Source organism: Pseudomonas tremae, assembly GCF_001401155.1.
Taxonomy (GTDB): Bacteria; Pseudomonadota; Gammaproteobacteria; order Pseudomonadales; family Pseudomonadaceae; genus Aquipseudomonas; species Aquipseudomonas tremae.
The window spans coordinates 107,395-122,270 of record NZ_LJRO01000090.1 but is presented as its reverse complement, the minus strand read 5'-3'; the positions used below and the strand labels follow the sequence as shown (position 1 = coordinate 122,270).

The following is a 14,876-nucleotide window of genomic DNA, read 5'->3' as shown; positions in this document are numbered from 1 at the left end:
AAGAATCCCCAGCGACAACCGTAATCCGGCTGTCGCTGGGCATACCAATGGTTCACTGAAGCTCGGACACCAGTGATGCGTTGAAGCCCGCCGGGTCTTCCATTTGCGGCGCGTGACCCATGCCCTTGAACTCGACGAGTTTAGCGCCGGGAATCATCTGCGCGACCTGCTTGCCCAGTACCTTGTATTGGCCAATTCTCGCTTTGACCTCCGGCGGCGCGATGTCACTGCCGATGGCCGTGGTGTCCGCGTCACCGATCATCAACACGGTTGGCACCTGCAACTTCGGAAATTCGTAAAACACCGGCTGGGTGAAAATCATGTCGTAGATAAGCGCCGAGTTCCAGGCGACTACCTTGTGGCCCGGGCCCTTGTTCAAACCAGCCAGCATATCGACCCACTTGTCATACTCGGGCTTCCAGCGGCCGTCGTAATAGGTCTTCTGTTCGTAGGCGCGAATCCCGTCTGCAGTAGTCTTCAATTCGCGTTCATACCACTGATCGACGCTGCGATAAGGCACGCCAAGGGCTTTCCAGTCTTCCAGGCCGATCGGGTTGACCATTACCAGTTTTTCGGTCTGCTTCGGATACATCAATGCGTATCGAGTGGCCAGCATACCGCCGGTGGAATGCCCGATCACCGAGACCTTGTCGACTTTCAGCTTCTCCAGCAATGCATGGGTGTTCATCGACAGTTGCTGAAAGCTGTATTGATAATGCTCAGGCTTGGTTGATGTGCAGAAACCAATCTGATCGGGCGCGATGACCCTATACCCCGCCGCACTCAGGCTTTTGATGGTGTCTTCCCAAGTAGCCGCGCAGAAGTTCTTGCCGTGCAGCAGCACAGCAGTGCGGCCATTGGCCTTGCCTGTGGGTTGTACGTCCATGTAGCCCATTTGCAGGGGCTGGCCCTGTGACTGGAACTCGAACTTTTTCAGCGGATGAGGATAGGTAAAACCTTCCAGTTGCTGGCCGTAGCTGGGTGTATCGCCCAGCGCCGCGCCTGGCAGCGCCAACGACATCAACACACCGGCAATCTTTGCAGCCCGCATAAGGGCACCTCCCGTAGATGAAATCAAATGCTTGAACGCTGAACCACAGCAGCAGACCTGCAAGTAGACCCTGTTTCCCACAACAGATTCGCCCTTTTCCTACCCATAGAACCGTAAGCAGACGTTTCGGCACACAGACACCGTCAAGGCAAAACGCTGGACGCTCCCTGCTGCGCTTGCCTAGACTGAGCCGTCCGTTACGGGCCGTCGTGGCCAGCAGGGTCTGATGCCAAGGAATAGCAATGAATCGAAATGAACTGCGCAAGGCCGACATCAACCTGATGGTGGTCTTCGAGACCTTGATGCAGGAGCGTAACGTGACCCGCGCAGCGGAGAAGCTGTTTCTTGGCCAGCCCACGATCAGCGCCGCACTGAACCGGCTGCGCAGCCTGCTCAACGATCCGCTGTTCATCCGGGTCGGTCACCGAATGGAGCCCACCGCTCGTGCCCACGAGATCCTCAAGCACCTCACGCCCGCACTGGACGCCATGTCCACGGCACTGAGCCTGACCACCGACTTCGACCCGTCGGTCAGCAAGATGACCTTTCGTATCGGCCTGACCGACGATGTCGAGTTCGGCCTGCTGCCCGCCATGCTCAAGGCCATTCGCCATGAAGCCCCCGGGGTGGTGATCGTGGTCACGCACGTCGATTACCTGAATATCTCCGAAGTTCTGATGTCCGGCGACATCACCGTTGGCGTCTGCCTGACTCGCGAGTTGCCGGCCAATGCCAAGCGCAAGACGCTGCGTAACGTGCAGCCCAGGCTGGTGCGGGCCGACAAGCCGTCTGGCCCGATGAGCATGGACGAATACTGCTCCAGGCCGCACGTTGTGGTATCGCACGTGGCGAGTGTCAGCAGTTTTGCAGATGAGTGGCTGACTGCGCTGGGCCGTAAGCGCCAGGTGGTGCTGTCGGTGCCGCAATTCACAACCCTGCCCGCGCTGATGGCAGGCACGGACATGATCTCGGGCCTTTCCGACTATGCGGCAAAGGCCATGAGCGCCTTGGGTTTGCTGTATGACGAGCCGTTGCCCTTCCCCACGCCGGGGCTGGACCTGTCGATGACATGGCTGAGCGTTATGGACAGCGACCCTGCCGAGCGCTGGTTGCGCAGCAGGATCGAGGAGTTCATGGGCGAGCGCCGGGAAGCGCCCGCCCTGGCTGAGTGATCAGCCGAAACGACCGGTGATGTAGTCTTCGGTCTGGCTCTTGGAGGGCTTGGTGAAGATGGTATCGGTGTCGCCGTGCTCGATCAATTCGCCCATGAACATGAACGCGGTGTAATCCGAGCAACGTGCGGCCTGTTGCATGTTGTGGGTCACGATGATCACGGTGAACTGCTCTTTGAGCTCGGTAATCAACTGTTCGATACGGCCGGTCGAGATCGGATCGAGCGCCGAGGTTGGCTCATCCAGCAACAGCACTTGAGGGCGCAGCGCTATCGTGCGGGCGATGCACAGACGCTGCTGTTGGCCACCGGACAGGCCGGTCGCGCTTTGCTTGAGCTTGTCCTTGACCTCATCCCACAGCGCCGCGCCACGCAGCGCCTGCTCTACGCGGTCTTCCATTTCGCGGCGTGACAGCTTTTCGTGGTGTTTGATGGCGTAGGAAATGTTGTCGTAGATAGACATCGGGAACGGTACTGGCTTCTGAAATACCATGCCCACATGACTGCGCAGGCGGTTCATCGAATAGCCCGGCGCCAATATGTTCTCGCCATTGAGCAGCACTTCGCCGCGCGCTTCCTGCTTCGGGTACATCGCGTAGATGCGGTTGAACACGCGCAGCAGAGTCGATTTGCCGCAACCCGATGGGCCGATGATCGCAGTGATGCGCTTCTCGGGGATGGTCATGTCGATGGACTTCAACGACTTCTGGTTATTGTAAAAAAACTCCAGACCGCGCACTTGGATCTTGGTCTTTTCGTTGGCCAGGGAAAGGTTGTTCATCAGGACGCCCTATTGCGCAGAAGAATTAAGCGAGACAGCAGACTCAGTATCAGTACGAACAGCGTCATGACCAGTGCACCGGCCCACGCCAGGGAGTGCCAGTCTTCGAACGGGCTCATCGCGTACTGGAAAACCACCACCGGAACACTGGCGATTGGTTTGAGCAGGTCACTGCTCCAGAACTGGTTGCCGAAAGCGGTGAAAAGCAATGGAGCGGTTTCGCCGGTGATACGTGCCAGCGCCAGCAACACACCTGTGACCACGCCCGCCTTGGCGGCGCGCAAGACGATTTGCAGGGTCAGCTTCCATTGCGGCACACCCAGTGCCAGCGCAGCTTCGCGCATGGTCGAGGGCTGCAGTTGCATCATTTCGTCGGTGGTGCGCACCACAACCGGGATCACCAGCAGGGCCAGCGCCAAGGCACCCGCCAGCGCCGAAAAGCCGACCTGATGGCCTGTCACAGCGTTGAGTGGCAAAACCACGACGGTGTAGACGAACAGACCGAGCACGATGGAGGGGGCCGACAGCAGAATGTCGTTGATGAAGCGCACGGTGTTGCCCAGCTTGGTGTAGCGGGCAAACTCGGCCAGCCAGATTCCGGCCATCAAGCCGATAGGCGTGCCGATCAGCAGACCGATACCGGACATCAGAACGCTGCCATAAAACGCGTTGGCCAAACCGCCGGCGGTGCCAGGCGGTGGCGTCATGCCGGTGAACAGTTGCAGGTTGAGTGCGTCGATCCCCTTGATGATGGTGGTCAGCAGAATCCAGACCAGCCACAGCAAGCCAAACGCAGTGGCGCCACAGCTGAACACCATAGCGATCTTGTTTTTGAAATTGCGAGCCCGGTAAATGCGCTCGCTGCCCGTCATGTCCTTACTCATAACCCCTCCTTACGCGAAAGGCGCGACAGCATCAGACGTGCAAGGGCCAGCACGATGAAGGTGACGACAAACAACAGGAAGCCCAGTGCGATCAATGCCGAACGGTGCAAGTCGGTGTAGGCCTCGTTGAACTCGTTGGCGATTACCGAGGCAATGGAACTGCTCGGCATCATCAGCGATGCCGAGAACTGGTGAGCGTTACCCAGCACGAAGGTCACTGCCATCGTCTCGCCCAACGCGCGTCCCAGGCCCAGGAAGATGCCACCGACTACCGCAGAACGGGTGTAAGGCAGCACGATGTCCCAGACCACTTCCCAGGTAGTGCCGCCCAATGCATAAGCCGACTCTTTGAGCGCAACAGGTACAGTGCGGAAAACTTCCTGCATCACCGAGGTAATGAACGGCGTGATCATGATCGCCAGGACAATACCGGCAGTCAGCATGCCGATGCCCAGTGGCGGCCCCTGGAACATCGGACCAATCACCGGCAATGCGCCGAGGTTTTCGGTAATCCAGGGTGAAAGATGCTCAGCCATGAACGGGCCGAATACAAACAGCCCCCACATGCCGTAGATGATCGAAGGGATACCGGCCAGCAGTTCGATTGCAGAGGCAATCGGCATGCGCAGCCAAGGCGGAGCTACTTCGGTCAGAAAGATTGCGATGCCGAAGCTCACCGGAACGGCGATCAGCAAGGCCAGAAAAGAAGTCACCAGGGTGCCGTAGATAGGAACCAGTGCGCCGAACTTGCCGGCGTTCACATCCCATTCGGTGCTGGTCAGAAACTCGAACCCGAAGGTCTGGAATGCCAGACTGCCGCCCCAGAGGGTCGACAAGGCAATACAACCCAGCAAAGCAAGCACCAGCATCGCTGCGGCTTGCAATGAACGCTTGAACCACAGGTCATGACGATGATCCCGTTTGGCGCGCTTCTCGCCTTCGGACTCACCAGCGGAGACATTCGCGGACAGGTATTGGGTGTTTTCAGTCATGTTGAGGCCACTCGCAAGGAAAAGCCCCTGTCACCGAGCCGATATCGCGGCTGATGACAGGGGTGATACGGGTTGAATCACTTACTTGGTGAATTCCGTTTTCCAGTAGCTCTCTACGCGCTCGACCAGCGATTTCGGCAAAGCAACATACTCAAGTTTTTCGGCCTGTTTCTGGCCGTTTTCCAAGGACCATTTGAAGAAGTCGAAAGTCGCAGCGCTTTTCTCTTCGTTCTTGGCTTTCTTGTACATGATGATCCAGGTAGTCGCCGTGATCGGCCACGCAGTGTCACCCGGCGCGTTGGTCATGATCAGGTTGAAGTCCTTGGCATCTTCCCACTTGGCCGAATCGGCAGCGGCGGCAAAAGCCTTGGCGTCTGGCTTGATGAACTTGCCGGCGGCGTTCTTCAACTGGGTGTAGGACAGTTTGTTGGTGACGGCGTAGGAGTACTCAACGTAGCCGATCGAACCCTTGATCTGCTTCACGTAGGCGGAAACACCTTCGTTACCCTTGCCACCCACACCGGCCGGCCACTGAACGGTCGAACCGAACTTCAGCTTCTCGTTCCACTCCGGGCTGACTTTGCTCAGGTAGTTGGTGAAGTTGTAAGTGGTGCCCGAGCCGTCCGAACGGTGAACGACGGTGATCACCGTTTTCGGCAGTTTCACGCCAGGGTTCAGCGCAACGATCGCCGGGTCGTTCCAGGTCTTGATTTCGCCCATGAAGATCTTGGCCATTACAGCGCCATCCAGCTTCAGCTGACCACTTTCAACGCCTTCAACGTTGACGATCGGCACGATACCGCCGATCACGCTCGGGAACTGGCCCAGACCGCCTGCTTGCAGGTCCTCAGCGGACATCGGAGCGTCGGAAGCGCCGAAATCGACAGTCGCTGCTTTGATTTGAGCAATACCACCACCCGAACCGATCGACTGATAGTTGATGCGGTTTTTGGAGTCGTTGCTTTTACTGTAGTCCTGGGACCACGCGGAAATAACCGGGAAAACGAAGCTCGAACCAGCGCCTGTTACGTCAGTCGCGTGGGCCACACCGCTGAGGCACAGCGAAGCGATCAGAAGCGACAAGCGTTTTTTAGTCAGCAGTATCACGGTAATACCTCAGTCCGGGAGATTGTGTGGTGGCCCAGTTAAGGAGGCCCGAGGCGGATTTAAAACCTGAAATGTTGCTGTTTAATGACAATCAAACGAATCATGTCGAAGCGGAAACTTTTTTGTCGCGAATTTCTGCAGATCAACGAGCCTTTAATTTGTGTTTCGCCCAGTGTTTTCAGGCATATTGCGCCTTCCTGGATGAAATATCGTTCTGCCACTATCAGCATAATGGCTTAACGCTATCCGCGTTATAAAAGTGTAAGAAAGTGTGCATTTTAAGATCGGTAATAAATGACCGGACGGTCACGTTATAGCTAAAGCGACTTAAAAATGCGGTACAGGCGCCTATTATTGCCCTGCGAAAGCGCACAAAAGGCAGCCATATCAAAGCCGCCTTGTTGCTGCTGTATGCAACCTGCTAAAAGTGGTAGCCACATACCGTTCGTCGGGATAGAGGGCACCTATGGCCACTGGCCAATGACCAACGTGAGTACTTTAAAACAACGGAGCAAACATCATGATCAAGACCAAACTGACTGCCCTTACACTGGCTGGCCTGATGGCTGTAGCTTCAGGTGCAGTATTCGCTGAATCGACGACCGGCAACGAGACGCCGATCAACAAGAATGCGACCAAACTGCCGGGCACCAACACCCAGCCAATGGACCGTACTTCGTCCGAAACCCCAGGCGCGCAGAATGAAAGCAAGGAAGCGGCTGCAGAGCGTTCGATGAAGCACGACAAAGGCGCTCACGGCACCCACGACAAGAGCAAAGTTACCGAGAAAACCAAAACCAATTGATCCGACAGCGCACGCGGACAGGGCCTGGCCTTGTTCGCTGGCAGGCCAGCCCTGCGCGCTTCAGCTCCGCTTACCGGGCTGAAGCGCGATGACAGCAGCACCGACACTCACGGAGGTTTTCATCATGATTGATAAACGACTGGTGGCACTGAGTCTCGCAACCCTGTTGGCGTGTGCCAGTGGCGGCGTCATGGCGGGCTCTACCGGCCCTACCTACCCCGACAGCGGCATGAAACCGGTGCCTGGCACTGGTATTGACAAGAATGTCGACGGAACCAGCACCGGCGCACCGGGTACCAGCCCCGGCACCAAAGGCATGGACCCTGAACCTGCTAAAAAAGACGGCATGAAAGGCCAGCCACACGACTCTAAAAAAGCCTCGGACATGAACCCTGACAGCGATCATGACGACGTCAGGAAGCCCTGACTGACTGGCTGCTCGGCACTATCGAGCGCCCATCGCACATAACACACGTCCACCGGCATGCCATGCTCGGCGCAGAAATCCAGCCAGCGAAGCTGGTTGTCCTGCAAGCGATCGCCAGGCCCCTTGACCTCAATCATCCGATAACTACGTTGGTCCGGAAAGAACTGGATCAGGTCCGGCATACCGGTCCGGTTTGCCTTGATGTCCTGCAACAAGCGACGAAACCAGTGAAGCAAATGCTCTGCGGGCAGACAATGCAGGGCCTGCTCAAGAAGCTCGGGCGTCAATGCTCCCCAGAAAACGAACGGCGATTGCAAACCGGTTTTGCTCTGAAAATGCTCGCGTATGGTTGCCAGGTATTCATCTGAGTCCAGTTGTTTCAGGCAGGCGTCAAACAGGTCTGCCCTGCGCTGATAGAAGTCAGGGCTGTACAGGTCGCTGGGCGCACTGTGAAAAGGATGAAAGAACGCACCCGGCAAGGGGGCGAAAATTGCTCGCCAGCACAGCAGCCCGAACAACGAATTGATCAACGCATTCTCTACGTAATGCACCTCGCCGCCCTGCTCTTCAAGGTGCAGGCGTATCAGCCGTTCGACACTTACACCCGGCATTGGGGTGATTTCCACGTCCAGCCGCGAAACGCTGCGGGTCTTGCGTTTTGCACCGGCAGCCAGACCGAGCTTGCGCTGCAACCGCGGCATGACACGCGACAGATGCTGGACCTCGGCTTCGCTTTCAGGCTCTAGTTGTGCCTGCTCTGCCAGCCTCAGTGCCTCGACGTACTCTGCGCTGCGTTCCAGCACGCGAATCCGCCTTGAACGCGCGCCCGCATAGCTTGACTGCGCGTACACCGACATTGCCAGAAACCAGTCCTGCACGCGTTCTGCCTGTTGCCCGATACGGAACAGCAATTTGGCATGACGCATGCGCAGCCAGGGATTACCGCACTGAATGGCAATGACGCGTTCTGCAAGTTCCTGCAGGTCGGTGCAGGTGTCCAGCGCTTCCCGGCAGTCATGCAGTTGCAGGCACACGTCGATGTCTGCGCGCGCCTGGATCGCCCGCGACGCGGTCGAAAATTCGACTTTTTCGTACCTGTAGATGCCCAGATCGGCCAGAACGAATTCGGACCACTCCTGATACAGATTGCCGAAATACAACAACCGCAGGCGATCACAGAGCGGCATGATCTTCAGAGCAAAAACCGCATCGGTCAGCGATGGGTGCCACTGTTCGAGCGGTTGCGGCGATTCATACAGCGGTTGCAAGCGCGTCATCCATTCGTGCTTGCGCTGAGGGCCTTTGACCGCGTGGCTTTTGAAACACTGATTCAGCTCCTCTCTGCGCAACAACTGGAACAGTTCGCTCAAACCCAGTGGCGGGCTGAGATCGACCCAGTCGCGCGCCAACAATGGCAGCACGGCGTCACGAGGGTCACCAATCTCGGCATAACTCAGCTTGCTGGCCCGAAACAACACCCCCTTGCGCATGACCATACGCACCAGCAACCCCTGCGCAGGCACAGGCAAGTCAGCGAACTCGCTGATGAATCGCCGCTCGGACGTGTCGAGCAGATCATCGTAACGTTGCGCGATCCAGCCGAGGACATGCCGGAAGTTTTCGAGATAGTAAAAAGGATTCTCGAGGGGCGAGGTATTCAAGGCGAGTGTTCACACCGCAGGTAATCAGGGTCACAAGGATACTGGTTATCCGTACAGATTCCAGCGCAAACGGCTGTCGATTGTCTGCGGGCCGATCAGCGGCATGTAGCCCGCACGGCCTGTGGGCCTTAGTATTGCCGGGATTTTATCGGCAGCAGAGAGTCGGATATGCAAGCACCACTGGTTTATCTCGCAGGTTTTGACGTATTCAGACCGGACGCAGTCGAGCACGGCCGCTATCTCAAGGCGTTGTGTACAGCGCATGGGCTTGAGGGTTTGTATCCCTTCGACAATGAGGCTACGCCCGGTCGCGAACCCCATGAAACGGCGCAACAGATCTATGCGATGAACGTCGCGATGATCCACCGCTGTACAGCCGTACTTGCAAACCTGAATGTGTTTCGCGGTCTGGAGCCGGATTCGGGAACAGCTTTTGAAATCGGCATGGCAGTGGCGCTGAACAAGCCGGTATGGGCGTACTTTGACCCGGTAGCTTCTTTACGTGAGCTGGTACCTCACGATGAAAACGGTCAGGACCAGCGCGGCTTCACGGTTGAAGACTTTGGATTGCCACGCAACCTGATGCTCGCCTGTAGCTGGACAGGCACCAGCTCGACCGTGGAACTCGGTGCCGAGGCGCTGGCGAAGTACCTGAGTGAGCGATGAGCCTTGCTTGCAAGGAAGCCTGCAAATCATGAACAGCAAGGCGCGCAAGGGGGCTCTCTGACAGGCAACGGCGGTCTGACGCTAACCAGGCATGCTCACCCCCAAACCAGAAAGTCCCCGCCGTTGTCACGCAGCATCTGCAGCATCCCTTCTGCAGCAGGCGACAGGTAGCCGCCCTTGCGCAGGGTCACGCCGATGGTGCGCTTCAATGTGGTCTGTTCAAGCGGCACCTCGCGCAGATGTTGCATGGTCTTGCCGAATTCAAGTGACTCTCGGGCGATGAAGCTCAACAGGTTGCCCTGTGCAATCAGGCCCGGCAGAAGAGAAATGGAATTGGCTTCTATCTGCACCATCGGCAGCGGCAAGCCGTGCGCAGCAAAGGTCGCGTCCAGCCATTTACGCGATGAAACACTTACCGGCGGCAACACCCAGCGGTATCCACACAGATCACTCATCTTCAATGGACCCTTGAAGATCGGGTGATGCTTGGCAGCAATCACCACAGCTTCATCCCTGAAGATGGCAAAGCTGCTGACGTCTTCGCTGTCGGGCGCCAATGCACAAATGATCATGTCCAACTGACCGGAACGCAGCGACTCGCGCAACAGGTCATCCTGGCCGATCACCAGTTTGAACGTAACGTCCGGCGTGCGCTGCAACAGCGCCGACGTCAGTTTCGGCATCAGGTATTCCGCCATCGTCGCAGCACAGCCGACGCGAATATTGCCCACCATGCCGCTGGCAAAGTCCCGTACCTCACGCTGGGTCTGAGCCACGCTCTGTTGCAGCTCCTTGCCGCGAGCCTGCAGCAGCTCGCCCACAGGGGTCAGCTTGATCCGTCGGCCGTCTCGTTGAAACAGCTTCGTCCCGAACGATTCTTCAAGGCGCTGGATGCTTTTGGTCAGTGCCGGCTGGCTGCGATTGAGCTTTTCCGCTGCACGGCCGAGGTGCCCCAGCTCCGCAATGGTTTCGAAATAATTGAGATCCCGCAGGTCCATATTCATCAACCAAAGTTATCAATTCATGATTATTAGAAAATAGACTTGATTGGTTGTGATGTCGATACTGATGCCTGTAATCCACACCACTCAAGGAGATCGTCCTTGTCACAGGCGGCACGTTTTTCGATACCCACCCTTCCCCCGCTGGTCCAATGGGCGGGCCTGATCCTGCTGGCTGGGGCTGCCGGGCAGTTGCTCAAGCTGTTTGAGATGCCTGCTGCAATGTTCCTTGGCCCGATGCTGGTAGCCATTGGTTTCGGCGTGTCGGGCGCCACGATTCGTTTGCCCAAGAAAGTGTTTCAGCTGGGTCAAGGCACGGTTGGCGTGCTGATCGCCCATGCGATGTCAGCCAGCGTACTGCTGACGGCACTGAAGTCATGGCCAGTCATGTTGCTGGCGACGATTCTCACCGTCATGCTCAGTGCCGCAGTCGGCCTGGTACTGGTGCGTTTTGCAGGTATCCCCAGCAACACTGCGGCCTGGGGTACTTCACCAGGTGCCGCTTCGGCGATGGTCGCCATGTCCGAGGACTACGGTGCCGATTCACGCGTTGTGGCGACGATGCAATACGTGCGAGTGGTCTGCGTGGTGACCATCGGCGCGCTGGTCAGCCATTTCATCGGCGTCCCGGTTTCCGGCGCACAGGCGCACGTCAGCGACGCTGTCATACAGAGCCTGAGCCTTGTGGATCTGGGGTTGAGCCTGGCGGTTATCGTGGCGGGCGTAGTGCTGGGCTCTAGGTTGCCGGCGGGCGCCTTGCTGGTACCGTTGATGCTGGGCGGTGCGCTGCAACTGAGCGGCGTGATGCAAATCACCATTCCGGACTGGCTGCTGCCCATAGGTTATGGCGCTATTGGCTGCTACGTCGGCTTGCGCTTTGATCGCCCTACCGTGCAATACGTCTGGAGAAGACTGCCGATGATGGTGCTGGCCTCGCTGCTGCTGATTGTGCTTTGCGCGCTGTCAGCCTGGCTGATCGCGGTAATGATGGACAAGGACTACCTCTCGGTTTACCTGGCTACCAGCCCAGGCGGGCTGGACACAATGGCGATCATCGCAATCGACACTCACGCAGACGTCGGTTTTGTGCTGGCCATGCAGACCCTGCGCCTGTTCGGCGTGATTCTGACGGGCAGCTTTCTAGCCCGACAGATCATTCGCCTGACAGACAAACGCATCCCTGCGCTCTGACACCTTTGCTTCTGCACCCGGTCAGGCTGGGGACGCCAGTGCGCTAGCCAGGCTGGGGGCAAGCGGCAGTACCGGCAATAACGTGGCCTGATACGCATGGTACAGGTCGGGCTTGCCTGGCCAGATATCCTCGCTCGGCTCGTTGCGCTCGTTCAGTTCGTGTCGCCAGCTGCCGTGTTCATGGTCGATGAACAGGGTTTCGTTGAACTCCCAGAAGCAGCGATACCACTCTTCGTATTGTTGCTCGCCGGTGCGTTGCAACAATGCAGCGGCTGCGGCGGCCGCCTCACAGTGAACCCAGTGCAGGCGATGGCGAACCACGGGCGTGTTCTGCCAGTCGAGGGTATAGACAATGCCAGGCGCACCGTCCACGTCCCAGCCGTAGCGACAGGCATTGGCGAACAGGCTCCGCGCATCGTCGAGTAACCATTCAGGATTGCCACGCCCTGCACGGCGCCGCGCTGCTTCCAGGTGCAACAGCAAACGCGCCCACTCGAAAGCGTGACCGGGCGTGGTGCCGAAAGGCCGAAAGCCATCAGCAGGGTTTTCACGGTTGTAATCGGCGAGCGGCTCCCAGCTTTGGGAAAAGTGCTCGATGACCTGAAAGTCATTGGCGCCGGCATGCTGATGGATCACCCGCTCGACAATGCTCAGCGCCCGGTCGAGCCATTGCGCGTCGCCGGTCACGTCTGCCAGAGCAAGAAAGGCTTCGGTGCTGTGCATGTTGCTATTGGCACCGCGATAGGGCTCTTCGTCGCTCCAGTCCTGCGCGAATGACTCGCGCATCGCGCCTTCCTGCTCGCTCCAGAAACGGGTCTGGATCACGTTGATCGCGTCGGACAGCAGTGCCTGCGCGCCAGGGCGACGTGCGACGACTGCCGAGCTGGCAGCCAGTGCCACAAAGGCATGCAGATAAGCCTGTTTACCGGTTGTCCCGCCGTCTTCGAGCGCGGCGTTGAACCAGCCGTCGTGCTCGGCATCGCGCAACGGCCCCTGCAGGGCAGCAATACCGTGATCGACCAGCGCGGCGCAGCCGGGAATGCCTTGTGCGTGAGCCATTGCAAAACAATGGGTCATGCGCGCGGTGTTCATGGTTTCAGCGGTGGCACCCACCATCAGGCGGCCGTAGTCATCCAGACTGCCGAAGCCGTTTTCCAGCCTGGCGGCCTTGGCGAAAGCCAGCAGGCGGTTACCCTCCAGTGCCAGCCATTGATGATGGGCTGGAGAGCGCAGCCAACTGCTGAAGGTATGATTGTTATTGTCCATGACGCGATGCCACCCCCTTCGATAAGGTATGTGTCCAGACTGTACCGATGGTCATTTTGACCGTGGGCATAATGCGCGCACGGTCGAGCGGCGGCAAGCGGACACAACCTGTATCAAGGTAGGGTTTTACACTTTGAAGCGTGAGACCACCTGATTCAGATCTGCCGCCAGACGCGACAACTCGTGGCTCGATGCGCTGATCTGGTTGGCACCCTGAGTCGACTGCATCGACAGATCACGAATGTTGACGATGTTACGATCGACTTCACGCGACACCTGCGCCTGCTCTTCCGCAGCACTGGCAATAACCAGATTTCGCTCGGATATCTGGTTGATCGACGAAGTGATTTCACTCAAAGACTCACCTGCCCCCTTCGCCAGTGCCAGGGTTGAGTCGGCGCGGTCACGGCTGGTATTCATCGAATCAAGCGCCTGCGCAGAACCGCTGCGCATGGCGCCGACCATCGAATCGATCTCCAGCGTCGACTGTTGAGTACGGTGTGCCAGCGCCCGCACTTCATCCGCCACCACCGCAAAGCCACGACCCGACTCGCCGGCACGCGCTGCCTCGATAGCCGCATTGAGCGCCAACAGGTTGGTTTGTTCGGCGATAGACCGAATGACGTCCAGCACTTTGCCGATATCCTGCGACTGGTTGGCCAGGTTCTGCACCAGGGTTGAGGTGGCCTGCACGTTGTCAGTCAGCGTCTGGATAGACTGCACGGTCTCGATCACCCGCGCCTGGCCCGCACGTGCCGAGGTGCTGGATTGACTGGACGCATCGGAAGTGGACACGGCGTTACGAGCGACTTCTTCTACCGCCGAAGTCATTTCGTTGATCGCCGTGGCGGCCTGATCGATTTCCGCATTCTGCTGATTCAATCCGCGATAGCTGTCTTCAGTGACGGAGTTGAGTTCAGTGGCTGCCGACGCCAACTGGGTCGCCGAGCTGCCGATGTGTCGCATGGCTTCGCGCAGGTTGACCTGCATCATCGCCAGCGCACGCAACAGACGGGTGACTTCGTCTTCACCATCAACTTCGATGGTGTGGGTCAGGTCACCGTTGGCAACCTGCTCGGCAGCCGTCACTGCACGCTGCAGCGGACGAACGATGCTGCGCGTCAGCCACAGGGCCAGACCGATGGTGCAGAGTGCGGCGAGGACAACAAAAGCGATGACGATGTCGCGCGACTTGGTGTACTGGGCTTCGGCCGACTTGCCTTCCGCATCGACTTTGGTGACATAAAAATCGGCGAGGTCATTGAGCTGCTTGCCTGAGCCGTCGACGATCTGTTTCATATCGACCAGCAGCAGCTTGTTCAGGCCGGCACTGTCGCCCTGCCCTGCGAGAACAAAGGAGCGATCCAGCGCACTGCGGTATTGGCCCATTGTCACCATGAACTGATCGGTCAGGGTTTTCTCTTCAGGTGTGTCGACAAAGGTCTTGAGGACGTCCAGCTTCTTGCCCAGATCACCCAGGCGCACATCCATCTGCCCACGATAGGTCGGGATGCTCGCAGGATCGGTATCCAGTGCCATACGCAGAGAGATGGTACGAATCCGCAGCATGATTTCCCGGATATCACCGACCACCCGCATACTGGGCAGCCAGTTGGTCTCCACTGCCACCTCGCTCTGTCGAATGGTCGACATCTGCGCCAGCGCGAACCAGCCAAGCAACGCGACCAGCAGCGATATCAGGGTAAACCCCAGGCCGGCGCGACGAGCGATAGTGAGTTTGCGTAAGTTCATGACCAGTGCTCTTTTGTATTTAGAGGGGGGTGTCGGGCGAGGAGTTGTCAGACAACCGCCAGCGTATCGTCGCTGCTCGACAATTCTTTAGAGCGTTCAGTGAACTTAAGGCTTTTTAGTC

General features: G+C 58.0%; 14 protein-coding genes and 1 pseudogene. 5 read left to right on the top strand and 10 right to left on the bottom strand.

Going from position 1 to position 14,876, the window contains the following annotated elements:
• Positions 1 to 52: 52 nt before the first annotated feature.
• On the bottom strand, positions 53 to 1,051 hold the full coding sequence (locus ALO43_RS07140; protein ID WP_024669421.1) for an alpha/beta fold hydrolase: 999 nt from the start codon (positions 1,049 to 1,051) through the stop codon (positions 53 to 55).
• A 242-nt stretch (positions 1,052 to 1,293) separates the two neighbouring features.
• On the opposite strand from ALO43_RS07140, the gene ALO43_RS07135 reads away from it, so the two are divergent.
• On the top strand, positions 1,294 to 2,223 hold the full coding sequence (locus tag ALO43_RS07135; protein WP_005893965.1) for a LysR substrate-binding domain-containing protein: 930 nt from the start codon (positions 1,294 to 1,296) through the stop codon (positions 2,221 to 2,223).
• On the opposite strand, the gene pstB is transcribed toward ALO43_RS07135, so the two are convergent.
• The 4 genes from pstB to pstS form a co-directional block, all read right to left on the bottom strand.
• Positions 2,224 to 3,003 (bottom strand): phosphate ABC transporter ATP-binding protein PstB, encoded by a 780-nt coding sequence (pstB, locus tag ALO43_RS07130; protein ID WP_024646511.1) that lies wholly within the window; start codon positions 3,001 to 3,003, stop codon positions 2,224 to 2,226.
• A complete protein-coding gene (gene pstA / locus ALO43_RS07125; RefSeq protein ID WP_024691275.1) occupies positions 3,003 to 3,887 on the bottom strand; it encodes a phosphate ABC transporter permease PstA in 885 nt (294 codons plus the stop codon). Before pstA ends, pstB begins: the two co-directional genes overlap by 1 nt.
• Positions 3,884 to 4,879 (bottom strand): phosphate ABC transporter permease subunit PstC, encoded by a 996-nt coding sequence (gene pstC, locus ALO43_RS07120; protein WP_005893960.1) that lies wholly within the window; start codon positions 4,877 to 4,879, stop codon positions 3,884 to 3,886. The genes pstA and pstC overlap by 4 nt, the downstream gene beginning before the upstream one ends.
• Before the next feature lie 81 nt (positions 4,880 to 4,960).
• Positions 4,961 to 5,986: a phosphate ABC transporter substrate-binding protein PstS gene (pstS, locus tag ALO43_RS07115; protein WP_005893959.1), complete on the bottom strand. Its 1,026-nt coding sequence runs from the start codon at positions 5,984 to 5,986 to the stop codon at positions 4,961 to 4,963.
• A 520-nt stretch (positions 5,987 to 6,506) separates the two neighbouring features.
• Between pstS and ALO43_RS07110 the strand changes: the two genes are divergently transcribed.
• Entirely contained in the window at positions 6,507 to 6,791 is a 285-nt protein-coding gene (locus tag ALO43_RS07110) for a hypothetical protein (RefSeq protein ID WP_005893957.1), read from the top strand.
• Positions 6,792 to 6,915: 124 nt separating this feature from the next.
• Positions 6,916 to 7,218 (top strand): hypothetical protein, encoded by a 303-nt coding sequence (locus tag ALO43_RS07105; RefSeq protein ID WP_005893956.1) that lies wholly within the window; start codon positions 6,916 to 6,918, stop codon positions 7,216 to 7,218.
• Here the strand turns inward: ALO43_RS07105 and ALO43_RS07100 are convergent.
• On the bottom strand, positions 7,194 to 8,879 hold the full coding sequence (locus ALO43_RS07100; protein ID WP_024691276.1) for a VRR-NUC domain-containing protein: 1,686 nt from the start codon (positions 8,877 to 8,879) through the stop codon (positions 7,194 to 7,196). The two genes, ALO43_RS07105 and ALO43_RS07100, sit on opposite strands and share 25 nt — an antisense overlap.
• A gap of 168 nt (positions 8,880 to 9,047) precedes the next feature.
• Between ALO43_RS07100 and ALO43_RS07095 the strand changes: the two genes are divergently transcribed.
• On the top strand, positions 9,048 to 9,545 hold the full coding sequence (locus ALO43_RS07095) for a nucleoside 2-deoxyribosyltransferase (protein ID WP_005893953.1): 498 nt from the start codon (positions 9,048 to 9,050) through the stop codon (positions 9,543 to 9,545).
• Positions 9,546 to 9,640: 95 nt separating this feature from the next.
• On the opposite strand, the gene ALO43_RS07090 is transcribed toward ALO43_RS07095, so the two are convergent.
• Positions 9,641 to 10,543, bottom strand: a complete 903-nt coding sequence (locus tag ALO43_RS07090) for a LysR family transcriptional regulator (protein WP_005893952.1) — start codon at positions 10,541 to 10,543, stop codon at positions 9,641 to 9,643.
• Between the two features lie 105 nt (positions 10,544 to 10,648).
• On the opposite strand from ALO43_RS07090, the gene ALO43_RS07085 reads away from it, so the two are divergent.
• The gene (locus ALO43_RS07085) at positions 10,649 to 11,737 is read left to right on the top strand and encodes an AbrB family transcriptional regulator (protein ID WP_005893951.1); all 1,089 of its coding nucleotides are present in this window, start codon (positions 10,649 to 10,651) and stop codon (positions 11,735 to 11,737) included.
• Positions 11,738 to 11,758: 21 nt separating this feature from the next.
• Here ALO43_RS07085 and ALO43_RS07080 read toward each other — a convergent pair whose 3' ends face one another.
• The 3 genes and pseudogenes from ALO43_RS07080 to ALO43_RS32060 all read right to left on the bottom strand — a co-directional run.
• On the bottom strand, positions 11,759 to 13,003 hold the full coding sequence (locus ALO43_RS07080) for a D-mannose isomerase (RefSeq protein WP_024669426.1): 1,245 nt from the start codon (positions 13,001 to 13,003) through the stop codon (positions 11,759 to 11,761).
• Positions 13,004 to 13,129: 126 nt separating this feature from the next.
• The gene (locus ALO43_RS32065) at positions 13,130 to 13,969 is read right to left on the bottom strand and encodes a methyl-accepting chemotaxis protein (RefSeq protein WP_371903709.1); all 840 of its coding nucleotides are present in this window, start codon (positions 13,967 to 13,969) and stop codon (positions 13,130 to 13,132) included.
• 15 nt (positions 13,970 to 13,984) lie between these two features.
• A pseudogene (locus ALO43_RS32060) lies at positions 13,985 to 14,755 on the bottom strand (HAMP domain-containing protein); the annotation flags it as partial.
• Positions 14,756 to 14,876: the final 121 nt, after the last annotated feature.

Coding starts and splice junctions, on each gene's coding strand:
- pstA (WP_024691275.1), bottom strand. CDS start 3,887: ATGAGTAAGGACATGACGGGCAGCGAGCGCATTTACCGGGCTCGCAAT.
- ALO43_RS07080 (WP_024669426.1), bottom strand. CDS start 13,003: ATGGACAATAACAATCATACCTTCAGCAGTTGGCTGCGCTCTCCAGCC.
- pstC (WP_005893960.1), bottom strand. CDS start 4,879: ATGACTGAAAACACCCAATACCTGTCCGCGAATGTCTCCGCTGGTGAG.
- pstB (WP_024646511.1), bottom strand. CDS start 3,003: ATGAACAACCTTTCCCTGGCCAACGAAAAGACCAAGATCCAAGTGCGC.
- ALO43_RS07105 (WP_005893956.1), top strand. CDS start 6,916: ATGATTGATAAACGACTGGTGGCACTGAGTCTCGCAACCCTGTTGGCG.
- ALO43_RS32065 (WP_371903709.1), bottom strand. CDS start 13,969: ATGCGACACATCGGCAGCTCGGCGACCCAGTTGGCGTCGGCAGCCACT.
- ALO43_RS07135 (WP_005893965.1), top strand. CDS start 1,294: ATGAATCGAAATGAACTGCGCAAGGCCGACATCAACCTGATGGTGGTC.
- ALO43_RS07110 (WP_005893957.1), top strand. CDS start 6,507: ATGATCAAGACCAAACTGACTGCCCTTACACTGGCTGGCCTGATGGCT.
- ALO43_RS07140 (WP_024669421.1), bottom strand. CDS start 1,051: ATGCGGGCTGCAAAGATTGCCGGTGTGTTGATGTCGTTGGCGCTGCCA.
- ALO43_RS07095 (WP_005893953.1), top strand. CDS start 9,048: ATGCAAGCACCACTGGTTTATCTCGCAGGTTTTGACGTATTCAGACCG.
- ALO43_RS07090 (WP_005893952.1), bottom strand. CDS start 10,543: ATGGACCTGCGGGATCTCAATTATTTCGAAACCATTGCGGAGCTGGGG.